Origin of the sequence: Rhodobium orientis (assembly GCF_003258835.1) — a bacterium.
GTDB classification, from domain to species: Bacteria; Pseudomonadota; Alphaproteobacteria; order Rhizobiales; family Rhodobiaceae; genus Rhodobium; species Rhodobium orientis.
Genome location: NZ_NPEV01000061.1, coordinates 1 through 15,026 on the forward strand (window position 1 = coordinate 1; position 15,026 = coordinate 15,026).

General features: G+C 65.7%; 19 protein-coding genes and 1 tRNA gene. 4 read left to right on the top strand and 16 right to left on the bottom strand.

Features of this window, described 5'->3' with window-relative positions; all coding sequences use genetic code 11:
• Positions 1-83 precede the first annotated feature (83 nt).
• Both CH339_RS25295 and CH339_RS20450 read right to left on the bottom strand, forming a co-directional pair.
• Entirely contained in the window at positions 84-212 is a 129-nt protein-coding gene (locus CH339_RS25295; RefSeq protein WP_274609917.1) for a hypothetical protein, read from the bottom strand.
• Positions 213-483: 271 nt separating this feature from the next.
• Positions 484-1,287, bottom strand: a complete 804-nt coding sequence (locus CH339_RS20450) for a YdcF family protein (protein ID WP_111436227.1) — start codon at positions 1,285-1,287, stop codon at positions 484-486.
• Between the two features lie 112 nt (positions 1,288-1,399).
• On the opposite strand from CH339_RS20450, the gene CH339_RS20455 reads away from it, so the two are divergent.
• The gene (locus CH339_RS20455) at positions 1,400-2,311 is read left to right on the top strand and encodes a DMT family transporter (RefSeq protein WP_111436228.1); all 912 of its coding nucleotides are present in this window, start codon (positions 1,400-1,402) and stop codon (positions 2,309-2,311) included.
• Positions 2,312-2,332: 21 nt separating this feature from the next.
• On the top strand, positions 2,333-2,944 hold the full coding sequence (locus CH339_RS20460) for a thiamine phosphate synthase (RefSeq protein ID WP_111436229.1): 612 nt from the start codon (positions 2,333-2,335) through the stop codon (positions 2,942-2,944).
• A 173-nt stretch (positions 2,945-3,117) separates the two neighbouring features.
• On the opposite strand, the gene CH339_RS20465 is transcribed toward CH339_RS20460, so the two are convergent.
• From CH339_RS20465 to CH339_RS20525, 13 genes are all read right to left on the bottom strand, one after another.
• The gene (locus CH339_RS20465; RefSeq protein ID WP_111436230.1) at positions 3,118-3,975 is read right to left on the bottom strand and encodes an aldo/keto reductase; all 858 of its coding nucleotides are present in this window, start codon (positions 3,973-3,975) and stop codon (positions 3,118-3,120) included.
• A gap of 49 nt (positions 3,976-4,024) precedes the next feature.
• A complete protein-coding gene (locus CH339_RS20470) occupies positions 4,025-4,363 on the bottom strand; it encodes a hypothetical protein (protein ID WP_146610267.1) in 339 nt (112 codons plus the stop codon).
• A 29-nt stretch (positions 4,364-4,392) separates the two neighbouring features.
• Complete coding sequence (locus CH339_RS20475; RefSeq protein WP_111436255.1) at positions 4,393-5,016, bottom strand: ATP-dependent Clp protease proteolytic subunit; 624 nt, start codon at positions 5,014-5,016, stop codon at positions 4,393-4,395.
• A 136-nt stretch (positions 5,017-5,152) separates the two neighbouring features.
• On the bottom strand, positions 5,153-5,716 hold the full coding sequence (locus tag CH339_RS20480; RefSeq protein WP_201241093.1) for a GNAT family N-acetyltransferase: 564 nt from the start codon (positions 5,714-5,716) through the stop codon (positions 5,153-5,155).
• The gene (locus CH339_RS20485) at positions 5,713-6,222 is read right to left on the bottom strand and encodes a lysozyme inhibitor LprI family protein (protein WP_111436232.1); all 510 of its coding nucleotides are present in this window, start codon (positions 6,220-6,222) and stop codon (positions 5,713-5,715) included. Before CH339_RS20485 ends, CH339_RS20480 begins: the two co-directional genes overlap by 4 nt.
• Positions 6,223-6,366: 144 nt before the next feature.
• Complete coding sequence (locus CH339_RS20490) at positions 6,367-7,539, bottom strand: isovaleryl-CoA dehydrogenase (protein WP_111436233.1); 1,173 nt, start codon at positions 7,537-7,539, stop codon at positions 6,367-6,369.
• A gap of 91 nt (positions 7,540-7,630) precedes the next feature.
• Complete coding sequence (locus CH339_RS20495) at positions 7,631-8,338, bottom strand: glycoside hydrolase family 25 protein (RefSeq protein WP_111436234.1); 708 nt, start codon at positions 8,336-8,338, stop codon at positions 7,631-7,633.
• 108 nt (positions 8,339-8,446) lie between these two features.
• Positions 8,447-8,971 (bottom strand): hypothetical protein, encoded by a 525-nt coding sequence (locus CH339_RS20500; RefSeq protein ID WP_146610268.1) that lies wholly within the window; start codon positions 8,969-8,971, stop codon positions 8,447-8,449.
• Between the two features lie 60 nt (positions 8,972-9,031).
• Entirely contained in the window at positions 9,032-9,328 is a 297-nt protein-coding gene (locus tag CH339_RS20505) for a hypothetical protein (protein WP_111436236.1), read from the bottom strand.
• Positions 9,329-9,415: 87 nt separating this feature from the next.
• Positions 9,416-10,831 (bottom strand): magnesium transporter, encoded by a 1,416-nt coding sequence (gene mgtE, locus CH339_RS20510; protein ID WP_245408186.1) that lies wholly within the window; start codon positions 10,829-10,831, stop codon positions 9,416-9,418.
• A 156-nt stretch (positions 10,832-10,987) separates the two neighbouring features.
• Positions 10,988-12,361 (bottom strand): aspartate aminotransferase family protein, encoded by a 1,374-nt coding sequence (locus tag CH339_RS20515; RefSeq protein WP_111436238.1) that lies wholly within the window; start codon positions 12,359-12,361, stop codon positions 10,988-10,990.
• Between the two features lie 442 nt (positions 12,362-12,803).
• Positions 12,804-12,890 (bottom strand) — tRNA-Leu (locus CH339_RS20520).
• A gap of 56 nt (positions 12,891-12,946) precedes the next feature.
• Positions 12,947-13,246, bottom strand: coding sequence for a FliM/FliN family flagellar motor switch protein (locus CH339_RS20525; RefSeq protein WP_111436239.1), 300 nt, complete (start codon positions 13,244-13,246; stop codon positions 12,947-12,949).
• An 82-nt stretch (positions 13,247-13,328) separates the two neighbouring features.
• Here CH339_RS20525 and lipB point away from each other — a divergent pair, with 82 nt between their 5' ends.
• Both lipB and CH339_RS20535 read left to right on the top strand, forming a co-directional pair.
• Positions 13,329-14,039 carry a lipoyl(octanoyl) transferase LipB gene (gene lipB, locus CH339_RS20530; RefSeq protein WP_111436240.1) on the top strand — a complete coding sequence of 237 codons (711 nt, stop codon included), beginning with the start codon at positions 13,329-13,331 and terminating at the stop codon, positions 14,037-14,039.
• Between the two features lie 35 nt (positions 14,040-14,074).
• Positions 14,075-14,608: a hypothetical protein gene (locus CH339_RS20535; RefSeq protein ID WP_111436241.1), complete on the top strand. Its 534-nt coding sequence runs from the start codon at positions 14,075-14,077 to the stop codon at positions 14,606-14,608.
• A gap of 19 nt (positions 14,609-14,627) precedes the next feature.
• Here CH339_RS20535 and CH339_RS20540 read toward each other — a convergent pair whose 3' ends face one another.
• Complete coding sequence (locus CH339_RS20540) at positions 14,628-14,915, bottom strand: acylphosphatase (RefSeq protein ID WP_111436242.1); 288 nt, start codon at positions 14,913-14,915, stop codon at positions 14,628-14,630.
• Positions 14,916-15,026: the final 111 nt, after the last annotated feature.

The following is a 15,026-nucleotide window of genomic DNA, read 5'->3' on the forward strand; positions in this document are numbered from 1 at the left end:
CGGCCCCCATGGCCGCGCCCTCGATGAATTCTTTTCGGTGGTTTTTCCGGCATCCGGGCACCCTGCCCGCTCGTCGCAAGCGCCTAGCGCGCCGCAATCGCCGTGGTCGTATCGAAACCGCCGAGCAAACCGATCACCAACAGAACGCCGATCATGCCGAACAGGGTCCAAGCCATGACGTTCCAGCAGGGTTGCTGCTTCTGGTGTTCCATCAAGCCCCCATTTCGCTTGTGATGTGGAGAGCGCCGCGAAGGGAGGAGCGACGCGATGTCCGGATTAATCTTCGCTTAAGCTTTTCGCAAGCGCTAAAACACGCCCGTCGTCATAGTTCTATCGCAAAACCCTTTTTGCGGCCCCATTGTCGCCGCAATTGTTGAACGATTCCAAATATTTGACCTGTAGGGTGCCGGTTATCCACACAACGCATGGCTGAACTGCCAGGTTGCATGGGTCGGATTTTGCGGAAAACGGCCGTTTCGCAGCCTATTTTCGGACCCCGTCCGGGCCCGGCAGGAGCGAGTCGGTGCGCCCGGTCAGGTAATAGGCGACAAGCCCGATCCACTCGCGAACGGCGATGTCGGTGAAGCGCAGGCCGCGCGAGACCGAGGTGAAGCCCAGATGGTCCGAAGTGCTGCGGTAATCGACGGGATAGGCCGTAATACCGGTCCAGCCGGCCTTGCGAAAGACGCCGATCGCCCGCGGCATGTGGAAGGCGGAGGTCACCAGCAGCCATCGCTCGCCCGGCTGCGGCTTGGCGAGGTCGAGGCTGTAGACGGCATTCTGCCAGGTGTTCTGCGAACGGTCCTCCAGCACCGGGCGCCGCGAATGAACGCCGAGGCTTGCCATCAGCGTCACCATGGCATCGGCCTCCTGGACCGTGCCGGGAAAGATCGCCACCTGGCCGCCGGAAAGGACGATCCGCGCCTCCGGGAAGCGCCGCGCCAGCGCCGCCGCCGCCGTCACCCGCTCCGCCGATTCCGCAAGCGCCACCTGGCCATGCCGCTCGGTCCGTACCGTATCGACCGCCCCACCGAGGACGACGATGCCGGTCGGCGGCGTCACCACCTCCGTCACCCTGGGAAACCGGCTTTCCAGCGGCACGAACAGCATGTTGCCGACCGGCCCGAGCCCGCAGGCGAGCATCAAGAGGGCGCCGACGACGACCAGCGTCGTGCCGGTCCGCCGCCATTTGACGAGCAGCAGGACGGCCCCGCCCAGCACCAGAAACAGGATGACGTTCGAGGGCCGAAGGAAAAAGAAGGCGACCTTGGCGATGATGAGAAACACGGATCGAAGCTCCCATGCGGGGTCGGAATCGAAAAGGATGATCGACGAGAATCCCCCGAACAGTTAGGGTCCGCCGGTCCCGCCATTTGCCCCAATACGGCCACCTGCCGCCATGATCCGCAAGCCCACGCCCGTCGATATCTTTCTGTTGATTCTGGTCTCGCTGATCTGGGCCTCGGCGTTCCTGGCGATCAAGGTGGCCGTGCGCGAGATCGGCCCGGTCTGGCTGGTCGCCGTTCGCGTCCTCATCGGCTTTCTGGCGATCCTGCCCTGGATCGCCTGGCGCGGCCTCGTCCTGCCGACAGGCGGGCGGCAATGGGCGCTGACGCTCTTCGTCACCGTGCTCAGCATCATCGCACCGTTCTTCCTCATTTCCTGGGCCGAACTCACCATCGATTCCGGCGTCACCTCGCTGCTGATGGGCATGGGCCCGTTCATGGCGATGATCCTCAGCCACCTGACGACCGAGGACGACCGCATGAACGTCTTCAAGGTGCTGGCCGTCGTCTGTGGCTTTGCCGGCGTCCTCACCGTCATCGGCCCGAGTGTGGCCGGCGGCCTCGGCGACCATCTGCTGGCGCAGGCCGCAGCCCTCGGCGGCAGCATGTGCTACGCCATCGCCGGCGTCTTCGTACGCCGCGTGCGCGACATCCCGCCGACGCGCTTTTCCGGCCTCATCCTCGGTATCTCCGCCCTGCTGCTGGTGCCCTACGCCCTCGCCACCGGCCAGCCCGACTGGACCGGCCTTTCCGCGGAAGCCATCGTCGCGCTGATCTATCTCGGCATCTTTCCGACCGCCCTCGGCTACATCCTGCGCTATCACCTCATCCGCACCATCGGGCAGAGCTATTTCACCCTCGGGCTCAACTTCATCCCGATCTTCGGCGTCAGCCTCGGCGCCCTGGTGCTGGACGAGCCGATCTCGCTTAGCCTCTTCGTCGCCCTTGCGCTGGTCGTCACCGGCCTCTTCTTCGGTCAGCGCGGGGCACGGCGGAGCGCGCCGGAAAAACTCGCCACGCCTTAAAACACCTCTGGGACCAAGCAGATGCTCGACCGCTTCTATCTCATCGTCGACGGCGTCGACTGGCTCGACCGCTTCCTGCCGCTCGGCCTCTCCCTCGTCCAGCTCCGCATCAAGGACGCCGACGCGGCAACGCTCAGGCGCGAGTTCTCATCGGCAATCGCTAAATGCCGGGCGGCAGACGCGACACTGGTCGTCAACGACTACTGGGAGCTGGCAATCGACCTTAAGGCCGACTGGCTGCATCTCGGCCAGGAGGACCTGGCAACCGCCGATCTCGCCGCGATCCGCGCCGCCGGCATCCGCCTCGGCGTCTCCACCCATGACGAGGCCGAGCTTGAAAAGGCCCTTGCCGCCCGGCCGGACTACATCGCGCTCGGCCCGGTCTTCCCGACGACGCTCAAAAAACTCGACTGGGCGCCCCAGGGCCTGGAAAAGGTGACGGACTGGCAGAAGCGCCTCGACGTCCCGCTGGTCGCCATCGGCGGCATCACCCTGGAGCGCGCGTCCGCCGTCTTCGCCGCCGGCGCCGACATGATCTGCGCCTCCACCGACGTCCTCGGCGCGGCCGATCCGGAGGAACGGCTCGGCGCCTGGCTGGATGCGCGGGCGACGTGGGCGCGGGGAACCCGGTAAGAAGCAGCCAAACGGGGCGTACAAGATCCCGCTCGGCCAAGCACCCTGTCATTGCGAGTGAGCGAAGCGAACGCGGCAATCCAGGGCGGCACGCTCCGAGCAAGCTGCTCTGGATCGCCGCGTCGCCTGCGGCTCCTCGCGATGACGCCGAGATGATCCGGTAGTAGTGGAAATCAACGATCCCAACTCGGCGCGAAGTCGGGATCGACGATGCGCCCGTCGCTGCGGGAAAGGCCGTCAATCGCGGCCGCCTCCCCGGTGGTCAGCTCGAAATCGAAGACGTCCAGGTTCTCGATCAGCCGCTTCCGGTGCGAACTCTTCGGGATCGCAATAACGCCGCCCTTCTGGATGAGCCAGCGCAGCGCCACCTGGGCCGGCGTCTTGCCGTGGGCCTCGGCAATCGCGACGACTACCGGATCCTCGGCGACCGTGTTGCGCGCGATCGGGCAATAGGCGGTCACCGCTAGGCCGTTCCGGTGCGCCACGTCCATGACCGCGCTCTGGGCGAGATAGGGGTGCATTTCCACCTGGTTCAGCGCCAGCGGCACCGGCGACAGCCGGATCGCCTCTTCCAGCAGCAGCGCCGGGAAGTTGGAGACGCCGACGGCGCGGGCAAGGCCGCGCGCCTTGACATCGGCAAGCGCCTCCAGCGACTGGCCGAGGGGGATGTCCGGGTTCGGCCAGTGAATGAGATAGAGATCGGCATGGGCAAGACCGAGGCGTTCCAGGCTCGCCTCCGCCGCCCGCTGCAGGTCGCCGGCGCCGATATGGTCGTGCCAGGCCTTGGTGGTCACGAAAAGCTCGTCGCGGCGAATGCCCGAGGCGGCGATCGCCGCGCCCACTTCGCGCTCGTTGCCATAGATTTCGGCCGTGTCGATGTGCCGGTAGCCGACCTCAAGCGCAGTCTCCACCGCCCGCTGTCCGTCGGCTCCGGAAAGCCGCCAGGTGCCCATGCCGATGGCGGGAATGGCAAGTCCGTTGGCATCGACAGTCGGAACCACGAGGGCCTCGCTTCCCGGCCCCAGACTCATGCGTCAGATAAAGAAACGCCCGGAAGCCGTTATCTCTAAAAAGAAAAAATCAGTCGGGACGGAGCGCCTTGCCGTCCACATTGCCGATCAGCGCCCCCGACTGGATCTCGCACCAGCGCTGATCGAGAAGCTTGCGCTTGACCGAGCGCGAGCCGAACTGCCATTCGGCGAAGGGAATCTCCGGCCGGCACCAGCGAAGGACGATGCCCTTCGTGCCGGCCTTAAGAGTGCCCTTGACGCCGGCACCCGCCGACATGCCGGAGCGCACCGGCGTGTCGCTCCGGACATTGTAGGTCATGTCGTAGGGGCTCGGCGAGACCGCGCCCGCGGGCGCGGCCCACATCGCGGCGCAAAACCCAAGGGCTGCGGCAAGGACGAGATGGCGCACGGGCGTCCTCCCCTCTAGCGCAGCCGGCCTCAGTCGAGCTCGGACTGCGAGTTCACCACCTTGGAGACGAGGCCGTATTCGATCGCCTCTTCCGGGCTCATCCAGTAGTCACGGTCGGTATCCTTCTCGATCCGCTCGACAGGCTGGCCGGTAGCATCGGAGAAGATTTTGTTGAGCCGGTCGCGCATCTTCAGGATTTCGCGGGCCTGGATCTCAATGTCGGTCGCCGGGCCGCCGGCGCCGCCGGACGGTTGGTGCAACAGGAACCGCGTGTTCGGCGTGCAGTAGCGGTCTTCCTTGTCGGCGGCGACATAGATCAGCGCGCCGGCGCTCGCCACCCAGCCCATGCCGAGCATGCGCACCTTCGGCGAAATGAAGCGGATGGTGTCGTGGATCATGTCGCCCGATTCCACATGGCCTCCGGGCGAGGAGACGACGACAGTGATCGGATCGCTGTTGACATGGGCCAGCGCCATCAGCCGGGTCGAGACGTCGCGCGCCAGTTCCTGGGTGATCTGGCCGGTGATCAGCACGGTGCGAGCCTCGAACAGGTGCTTGTCGACCTGCAGGGAATGCGGCGTCTTGGTCTTTTCCTCCTCGTCCTCTTCTTCGTCATCGAGATGGAAGGGACGGGAATTCGGACGGTCGATCATGAAAATCTCGCTGTTGAAGGAACCGAATCTTGAGCGGTCAGCCGCTTTCAATCCGTTTGTTTAGGCCAATGCGGGCCGGGCCGCAAATCGGGAAAGCCGGTGTGTGCCGGCAGAACACCAACATGGTGTACGCGGCTCAGAATTCCAGCCGCATCAGAGGGCGCGTCGGCGAACGCCGGGTGACCTCGGCAAAACCAGCGGTCGCGAACTGTGAGGCGATGCCGATGAAGCCCTCGCCCCATTGCAGCGCCCGCTTCGGATCGACCGGACAGGCCTCGACGGCCCGTGCGCCCTCGCCCCGAGCATAGTCGGCGGCCGCCGCGATCAGACGGCCCATCAGGCCGCCGCCGCGATAGCCCTTGCGCACGAAGAAGCAGTTGATCATCCACACGCCTTCGGGATCGTCCAGCGTCGCCGCAACGCGCGAGCGATTGAGCTTCGGCAGCGACGCACGCGGCCCGACCGCGCACCAGCCGACCGCCGTCGCGCCGTCATAGGCGAGAATGCCCGTCGGCCCCGCGCCCGCCGCCGCCTCGAACGCCGCACGGCGTGCGTCCCGGCTCATACCGTTGAAGGTCTTCGTCGGCACCCGCCACCACATGCACCAGCAGCCGCCGGAAGCGCCGCGCTCCGCCCCGAACAGGTCGACGAGATCGTCGAACCGGTCCGGCGTCAGCGGCCGGAAGGAAAAATCGCTCACCGGGATTCGTACTCCACGACGAGCGAGCGCAGCTCCAGCGCCCGGGCGCCGGTCGTCTCCAGCATGCAGCTCGCGCCGGTGACGGTGCCGAGCGTGCCGCCCTCATATTTGGCGTGCTCGAAGCCGCATTTGGCGTCGCGCCAGGCGATCCAGGCACGCTGGACGTCGCGGAACTGGCGCTTCAGGTCGGCGGAAAAATACTGGCGCGCGCTGCCGTACCAGTCGTTCAGCAGCGAATCCCAGATCCGCTCCTCGCGCTGCAGGCAGGAGGCCATGCCGTAGGTGGTCTGGTTGTCGGGAACGTCGAGGCACGGATTGGCGACGACGCCGATGCAGTCGGCGGCGATCTTCAGCGTCTCGGCGCCGCGCGAGGCTTCCAGGCACTCCTGAACCGCCTGGTGGTCGGCCGGCGACGGTTCGGAAAGGTCGTCCGACGCGGCGATCGCCATGTCGGCGGCAAGGAACAGCAAAAGGGCTCCGAACCCCGCTCTGAGGGCAGTCTTCATCTCATCTCCCGGAAAAAGCCTCGAACGATCTGTCCCCGGCGCGACGGCAGGCGTTCGAGTCGCCGATGCCGTGCGTCGAACTGCGACATTCTGACACCCGCATCCCCGGCCGAAAAGCGAAAATGGCCACACCGGCACAGCCGCTCACCCCGTCCGTTCGAAGAGTTCCCTGCCGATCAGCATGCGGCGGATTTCCGAGGTGCCGGCGCCGATCTCGTAGAGCTTGGCGTCGCGCAAAAGGCGCCCGGTCGCATAATCGTTGATATAACCGTTGCCGCCGAGGCACTGGATCGCGTCGAGCGCGATCTGCGTCGCCTTCTCCGCCGCATAGAGGATCGCACCGGCGGCGTCCTCACGGGTGGTCTTTCCCCGGTCGCAGGCCCGCGCCACCGCATAGACATAGGCCCGGCAGGCATTGGCGGTCACATACATGTCGGCAAGCTTTCCCTGCATGAGCTGGAAGCTGCCGATCGGCTGGCCGAACTGGCGGCGTTCGTGCAGATACGGCACGACGATGTCGAGAGCGGCCTGCATGATGCCGAGCGGCCCGGCGGCAAGCACCGCGCGCTCGTAGTCGAGCCCGGACATCAGGACGGCAACGCCGCGATTGAGGGTACCGAGCACGTTCTCCTCCGGCACCTCGCAGTCCTGGAAGACGAGCTCTGAGGTGTCGGAGCCGCGCATGCCCAGCTTGTCCAGCTTCTGGGCGGTGGAGAAACCTTTGAAATCCTTCTCGATCAGGAAGGCCGTGATGCCCCTTGGACCGGCGTCCGGGTCGGTCTTGGCATAGACCACCAGCGTCTCGGCGACGGGGCCGTTGGTGATCCACATCTTGGAGCCGTTGAGGACATAGCGCTCGCCCCTCTTTTCCGCCTTCGTCCGCATGGAGACGACGTCGGACCCCGCCCCCGGCTCCGACATGGCGAGCGCGCCGACATGCTCGCCGGAGATCAGCTTCGGCAGGTAGCGCCGTTTCTGCTCTTCCGAGCCGTTGCGGCGGATCTGGTTGACGCAGAGATTGGAATGGGCGCCGTAGGAAAGCCCGACCGAGGCCGACGCCCGGCTGACCTCCTCCATGGCGATGCAGTGCTCCAGATAGCCAAGCCCCGCCCCGCCATAGTCTTCTTCGACGGTAATCCCGTGTAGCCCGAGCGCGCCCATCTCCGGCCAGAGGTGGCGCGGGAACTCGTTGGTCCGGTCGATCTCGTCGGCAATCGGCGCGATCCTGTCCTCGGAGAACGAGCGCACGCTGTCGCGCAGCATGTCGGCGGTCTCGCCGAGGTCGAAATCGAGCGTCGGGATATCGTTGGCGGGCATCCTCGGGTCCTCTCCGTAAGGTACCGGCTTTCTCATGCGCCGGCTTTCCACCCCTTATAGAACCCGTGAAGGGCGCAACCAAGCGCCGCCGCTAGTCGGCCCGCTTCAGGAGCAGCGTCTGGAACTCCTCCTTAGTGCCGGCAAAGGCGTCGAGGTCGACATCGCCGTCGATGCCGGCCCGGCTGCCGCGGTCGTGGTACTGCCAGAAGGTCCACATGCGCTCGTTCAACACCGGCGCGGAGACAATCGAGCGGAACCAGAACGGCCGGTCGAGGAAGCGCCCGCCGACGAGCTTCTTGTAGGAGTCCCGCGAGGCGTAGATCACCGCCTTGGTGCCGAAATGCGCATCGACGACATCCAGGAAGGCGAGCATGCCGATGACGAAATCGTCGCGCGCCGGCTCCTCGTCGCAATTGCCCTCGAATTCCACGTCGACGGCCGGCGGCAGCGTGCCCGCCTCGCGCGGCACGGTGGCGACGAAATGGGCCGCCTGCTCCTTGGGATCGCGGCAGAAGGAGTAGAAGTGATAGGCGCCGACGGGAATGCCGGCGGCCCTGGCGCCCTGCCAGTTCTCGGCGAAATTCGGGTCGGTGAAATCGCCGCCCTCCGTCGCCTTGATATAGGCGAAATCGACGCGCGCCGCCGCTGCCTGCTGCCAGTCGATGGCGCCCTGGTGGTGGGAGACGTCGATCCCCTGCACCGGAAAGCGTATCCGCGAGGGCTCATAAGTCATGTAGTACCAATAGGAGCCCGCCGCGACGACGACGAGCGCGACGGCTGCGATAACGAGTTTGCGCATGTCCGGATGAAATCCTGCATTTTCCGAAAACCGGGGTCATTCAGCGCCGCACCTTATCGCAAAACGCGCAAAAGGCGACCGGGCGGAGAGCCGCAACGGGCCTGCGGCTCAGGACGCCTTGCGGTCGAAGACGATGCGCCGGGAGCAGCCCTCCTCGCAGGGCTGCAGCGTGAAGGAAAGCGCATCGCGGGCGGCGCAGAAATTGCCGCCGTTATCCGCCGTCCGGTTGGCGACCGCGCTCGGGTCGACGCGCGCCTCGGAGAGGATATCGCCGCCGCCATCGAGGGTGACGATCAGCCAGTAGCCGCTGGTCAGGAATGTCGCATGGTTGCGCATCGGCGGGATCAGCATGCCGGGCATCTTTCCCGGCGTCCTGGTCTTGCCCGGATCGGGGATCGGCTCGTTGAGGATGCACACATCCGTCCAGTCGCCCGGCACGACCTCCGACAGCTTCGTCGGCGCTCCCTCCGGCACCGCGGCAAACGCCTCGCCGAGCGCCCGCTCGCGCGCATCGAGGACGAAGCCGGTCGCCACATAGACGCCCATCATGCCGATGATGCCGACGGCGGCGAGCAGCGTAAACGCGGTCAGCGGCGACAGCCGGAAGCCGCGGGAATGTTTCTCAGATGCCATGATCGACGGACCCTTTTCGGCGCGGCCGGTGCGGCCGGCCATGCGCGGGTCTTGATAGCCCTAAAACGCCAGGTTCGTCGAGGTGATGACCAGCGGCTCACCGTCGGAAAAATCCTCATCGTCGATCTTTTCCAGGACCGGCTTGGGAACGGGCCCGCGCTCGGCCGGCGTTTCCATTGCCGGATCGCTCACCGCGTAGCCGGTGCGCTCCAGGGTGATGACCCGGCCGACGGTGCAGATCTCATAGTCGCCGTCGCCCGGCAGGGTCGTCGTCCGGCAGGTCGGATTGGTGCCGTTGCCGAGGCAACCACCGAGGGAAAGGGCAAGGAGCGGAACGAAGAAAAGCGCGCGCGGCATGGGGCGTCCCCGTCGAGAATGGAATGCCGCGACGGTGCGCTTTTATGGTTAATGATCGGTGAAGCGGACGGCGCCGGCGCCGCGATTTCAGGCCAGCCCGAACCACCAGGCGGCAAAGCTGAGGAAGGCGAAAAAGCCGACCACGTCGGTGACCGTGGTCACGAACACGCCCGACGCGATCGCCGGGTCGACACCGATCTTGTTGAGGGTCAGCGGGATCAGGATGCCGAACAGGCCCGCCGCCACCATGTTGACCACCATCGCCGCGGCGATGACGCCGCCGAGGCCGATACTGCCGAACCAGACGGACGCAATGACGCCGATGACGACGGCGAACAGCATGCCGTTGAGGAACCCCACGATGGTCTCGCGGGAGATGATTCGCCGGGCGTTGAAGATATCGATGTCGCGGGTGGCGAGCGCGCGCACGGCGACCGTCATGGTCTGGGTGCCGGCATTGCCGCCCATGGAGGCGACGATCGGCATCAGAACGGCGAGCGCCACCATCTGCTGGATGGTCGCGTCGAACAAACCGATGACCAGCGAGGCGAGCACGGCGGTGGCGAGGTTGACGAGCAGCCAGGTAAACCGGCTGCGCACGGTGGCGAGGATGGAGTCGGAGACCTCCTCGTCGCCGATACCGGCCATCCGCTTGATGTCCTCCTCGACCTCTTCCTGGATGACGTCGACGATGTCGTCGACATGGATGACGCCGACGAGGCGTTCCGAATCGTCGGTGACGGCGGCCGAGACGAGGTTGTAGCGCTCGAACAGGTGCGCCACCTCCTCCTGGTCGTCGGTCGCGGCCACCAGATACGGCGAGCCGCGCATGATTTCCGAAATCTTCTGCGGCCGCTTGGAGCGCAGGAGCGCATCGAGCGGCAGCGTGCCCTGCAGGCGGAATCCGGGGTCGACCACAAAAATCTGGTAGAACTCCTCCGGCAATTCCTCCGCCTCGCGCAGATAGTCGATCGTCTGGCCAACCGTCCAGAACGGCGGCACGGCGATGAAATCGGTCTGCATCCGCCGGCCGGCGGACTCTTCGGGATAATCCAGAACCCGTTGCAGCTGCAGCCGTTCGACGAACGACATCCGCTCCAGGATCGCGTCCTTGTCCGGCTCGTCGAGGTCTTCCAGGATGTGCGCGGCATCGTCGGAATTGAGCTCGCGCATGCCCTCGGCAACGGCCTCGGGCGGCAACTCGTCGAGGATGCGCACGCGCATCGCATCGTCGAGCTCGGTCAGCGCGACGAAATCGAAGTCACGCCCCAGGAGCCGGACAAGCTTGGACTGGTCCGTCGGATGCAGCGCCTCGATGAGATCGGCGAGATCGGCCTCGTGGAGATCTTCGGTGAGCGCCTTCAGCCGGTCGGTATCGTCGGCCTCAATGGCCGCATCGACGGTCTCGACGAACTCCGGCGAAAGGTTGCCCTCCTCGTCCCGGACGGTCGGGACGAGAGCGGCATCCTCCTGCGGTCGTTCGACGGTGTCGGTGTCGGCCACGAAAATCTCCGCGCGTGTCGGGACGGGTGCGGCCGGCATGGCGCTGCGCCGCTGCCTTGAGAATTAACGTGGGGGCCCCGTGGTGGCCACTAAAAACTTGCCCGCCGGCGGCGAGCCGGCGGGCGCTGATGTGCAATGGCGCGAATGGAAAAACCGCTAGGCGGTAAAGACTTCCTCGACCGCCTGCCGGGTCTTTTCGACGATCTCGTCGGCCTCGGCGCGCGAAAGGCAGAGCGGCGGCGCAAAGCCGATGATGTCGCCCTGGGGCATGGCGCGGGCGATGACGCCGCGCTTCAGGAGCGCACCGCTGATCGCCGCGCCGATCTTCCTGGCCGGATCGAAATAGGTCCGGCTCGCCTTGTCGGCAACGAATTCCACGGCGCAGAGCATCCCCTCGCCGCGCACCTCGCCGACATTGTTGTGGCCGCCGACGGCCTCCGCCATCGCCTGATTGAGATAGCCGCCGGTCTCGGCCGCATTGGCGACGAGGCCCATCTCGTCGATGAGCTTGAGGTTGGCGACGCCCGCCGCCGCGCCGATCGGATGGGCCGAATAGGTCCAGCCGTGGCCGATCGGGCCGTTCTCGTCGGTGCCCTGTTCCAGCACCTTCCAGACCTTGTCGGAGATGATCGAGCCGGAGAGCGGCGCGTAAGCCGAGGTCAAGCCCTTGGCGATGGTGATGATATCCGCCTCAAGGCCGTAGTGATCGGAGCCGAACATGGAGCCGAGCCGGCCGAAACCGGTGACGACTTCGTCGGCAATCAGCAGGATATCGTGCTTCTTCAGGATAGGCTGGATCGCCTGCCAGTAGCCCTTCGGCGGCGGCACGAGCCCGCCTGTGCCCATCGCCGGCTCGCCGATGAAGGCGGCGATGGTGTCGGCCCCTTCCCGCTCGATCAGCGCTTCCAGCTCCGCGGCGCAATGGGCGACGAACTGGTCCTCGCTCATCGTCAGGTCATCGCGGCGATAGTAGTAGGGCGAGACGGTGTGGAGGACCGGTGACAGCGGCAGGTCGAACTTCTTATGGAAGAGCTCAAGGCCGGTCAGCGAGCCGGTCATCAGGCCGGAGCCGTGATAGCCGCGCCAGCGCGAGATGATCTTCTTCTTTTCGGGTCGGCCGAGGATGTTGTTGTAGTACCAGACGAGCTTAATGTTGGTCTCGTTGGCGTCAGACCCGGAGAGGCCGAAATAGACCTTCGACATGTTCGACGGCGCCCGGTCCAGCACCATCTTGGCGAGCGTGATGGAGGCCTCCGTGCCGTGGCCCACATAGGCGTGGTAGTAGGCCAGTTCCTTGGCCTGCGCCGCGATTGCCTCGGCGATCTCCTGGCGCCCGTAGCCGACATTGACGCAATAAAGCCCGGCAAAGGCATCGAGCAGCTTGGTGCCGTCGCGGTCGGTGATGTGGACGCCGGAGCCGGTCGTGATGATCCGGTTCGGCGCCTCGCCGCGGGCGTGCTGGGCGAGATGGGTCGAGGGATGGAAGAAATTCTCCCGATCCCACTGGTCGAGCTGGTCGTTCCTGAGCATGCGGTGATCCTTTGTTTGCCGGGAGGGCCGTTCAGGACCGCAGCATAGAAAAATCCGAGAAGTCGGTTTTCCTGAAAATGGGGGATGACGCAGAAAGAACGTCGGGCAAAGGCCGGTCGGGGCCGCGACCCCACTGCTGACGAAAGCGGTCATGCCGGGCAAAGACCCGGCATTCAATGCCCCTCTCCGCGCGGCATGTCGGCTGTTGTCGGAATAGCGCGCCTGGTGGAAGCGGGGCAAAGAACCGCGACGGGCTACCGCGTCGATGTGGGCAATGGGCCCCGGATCTCCGCTTCGCTCCGCCCGGGTGCCGTCTGAGTGTGACACGGAACGCACCGAAGCCGGAAGGCTTCGCAAGGCCGAACGGCCACCGGCGCCCATGCGCCGCCCCATCGGAGCGGTGCGCCAAGCGCACTCGCGTGAGACATATTTTCTAGAGAGATGGTGCGGTCGAGAAGACTCGAACTTCCACGGGTTTTACCCCACAGCGACCTCAACGCTGCGCGTCTACCAATTCCGCCACGACCGCAAAAATAGGGCTGATGTCGATCAGCGCGCTTCCTGTATCAAATCGGTGACAGGGGTTCAAGCATCCCTTTTGGGAAGATCGTCACCGACTACCTTGTGGACGGTGTCGCGCGGCCGGGCGTCGGGCGGGCGCATCAGCACCTTCGTGACGGAGACGCCGATCTTCTCGCCGCGCAGGATCACCTGCCCGCGCGCCACCGGAATGTTGTTGGCCAGCACTTGGACATCGTCGTCTTCGGTCGTATCTAACTCGATGACCGCGCCGCGACCCATGCGCAGGAGCTGATGGATCGGCATTTCGGACGTTCCGAGAACGACGGACAGTTCGACGGTAATGGTGTCGATGGTGGTGCCCATGGAGACTCCGTGGCAAGGCCCGACGGAACGCGCCCGATGCAACGCACTTGTCGGCGCACTGTGAAAGGAGAATGGTTAGCCGATGGTTAATGCGCGCACCGATCCCGGCCGGATCATGGTCGCAAGAGCCGGTGCGCCGCCGGTCGAATGGGCCGTTACCGACGCGCCCGTTTCCTACCCCGACGCCATCGCCGCGATGGAGGCGCGGGTCGCCGAAATCGCCGAGGGCACGGCGCCGGAGCGGGTCTGGCTGCTGGAGCATCCGCCGCTCTACACCGCCGGCACCAGCGCCATCGACACCGACCTCCTGACCCCGGAGCGATTCCCGGTCTACCGCACCGGGCGCGGCGGCCAGTTCACCTATCACGGACCAGGCCAGCGCATCGCCTATGTCATGCTCGACCTGAAGCGCCGGCGCCAGGACGTGCGCGCCTATATCGAGGCGCTGGAGGAATGGATCATCCGCACCCTGTGGCGCTTCCACATCCGCGGCGAGCGGCGCGACGACCGCGTCGGCGTCTGGGTGCGCCGGCCTGACAAGGGGCCGGACGCGGAGGACAAGATCGCCGCCATCGGCGTGCGCGTCAGGCGCTGGACGACCTTCCATGGCATCGCCATCAACGTCGATCCGGTGCTGGAGCATTTCTCCGGCATCGTGCCCTGCGGCGTCACCGACCACGGCGTCACCAGCCTCGTCGATCTCGGCCTGCCGGTAACGCTTTCCGACCTCGACATTGCGCTGAAGGCCGAATTCGCCCCATTGTTCGGGCCGCTGGAAACGGCTACGGACTGATCAAGGCCCTCAAGCTGCGGAGACCACCGGAAGAAATGGCCAGCGACTACGTCTTTTCGGTGCGCGGCATCGTCCGCGGCTACCAGCTCTTTCCCGACCAGGGTCCGCTGAAGGAGTTCTTCCTCGACGATTCGGAAGGCATCGAGACGCCGATCCGCCTGCGCGGCGTGGAACTGCCGATGCGCGACGGCCACGACGTGGAGGTGTTCTTCGTGCGCGAGGAGGCGTCCACCGCCGACAGGCCGCTACTCGCCTGCAACTACTCGATCCACAAGGTCGAGGAGATACGTGAGGCCGACCCGCGGAAGAAAAAGGAAAAAGGAGGTGCCCTGCCCGGCTGCGGCCTCAGCATCGTCTGGATGCTGCTCGCCATCTTCGCACTCGGCCTCGGCTTCCTCCCGGCGATCCTCGTCGGCGCCGTCATCTGGTATTTCTATCGCCAGGTGCCCGTCGACAAATACATCGGCAACTCGGCCCGCCACCACAAGCACCGCAAGCTTCTGGAGGCCTTCATCGTCCGCAAATATGGCGGCAAGCTGAGCTTCGACGCGGAAGTCGTGGAGCGCTGAGAAGCGTCGGCTTCATGCCTTACCGCGTCGCGCGCATTTCGAACGGGCCGCGGATCGGCGCGCCGTCGGAAATGATTTCGACATCGTCGACCCGGGCCCAGCCCGGGCCCTTTCGGCAGGCGAGGATGATCGCCTCGACCGCTTCCGGCGGCCCGGAAAAGACGGCCTCCACGTCGCCGTTCTGGCGGTTGCGCACCCAGCCGGACAGCCCCCGCTCCTCCGCCTCGCGCCGGCACCAGGCCCGGTAGCCGACACCCTGGACGCGGCCGGAAATCAGCACATGGCGGGTGATGACTTCGTCGGTCATGGGTGGCGCCAGGCTCCTCTCCGATTGCGGCAATGGCACAAGGAGAACATCGAAGCGTCGGACTTCGCAAGGCCGAACGGCCGCCCGAGCTGTCGCGCCGCCCCGTCGGAG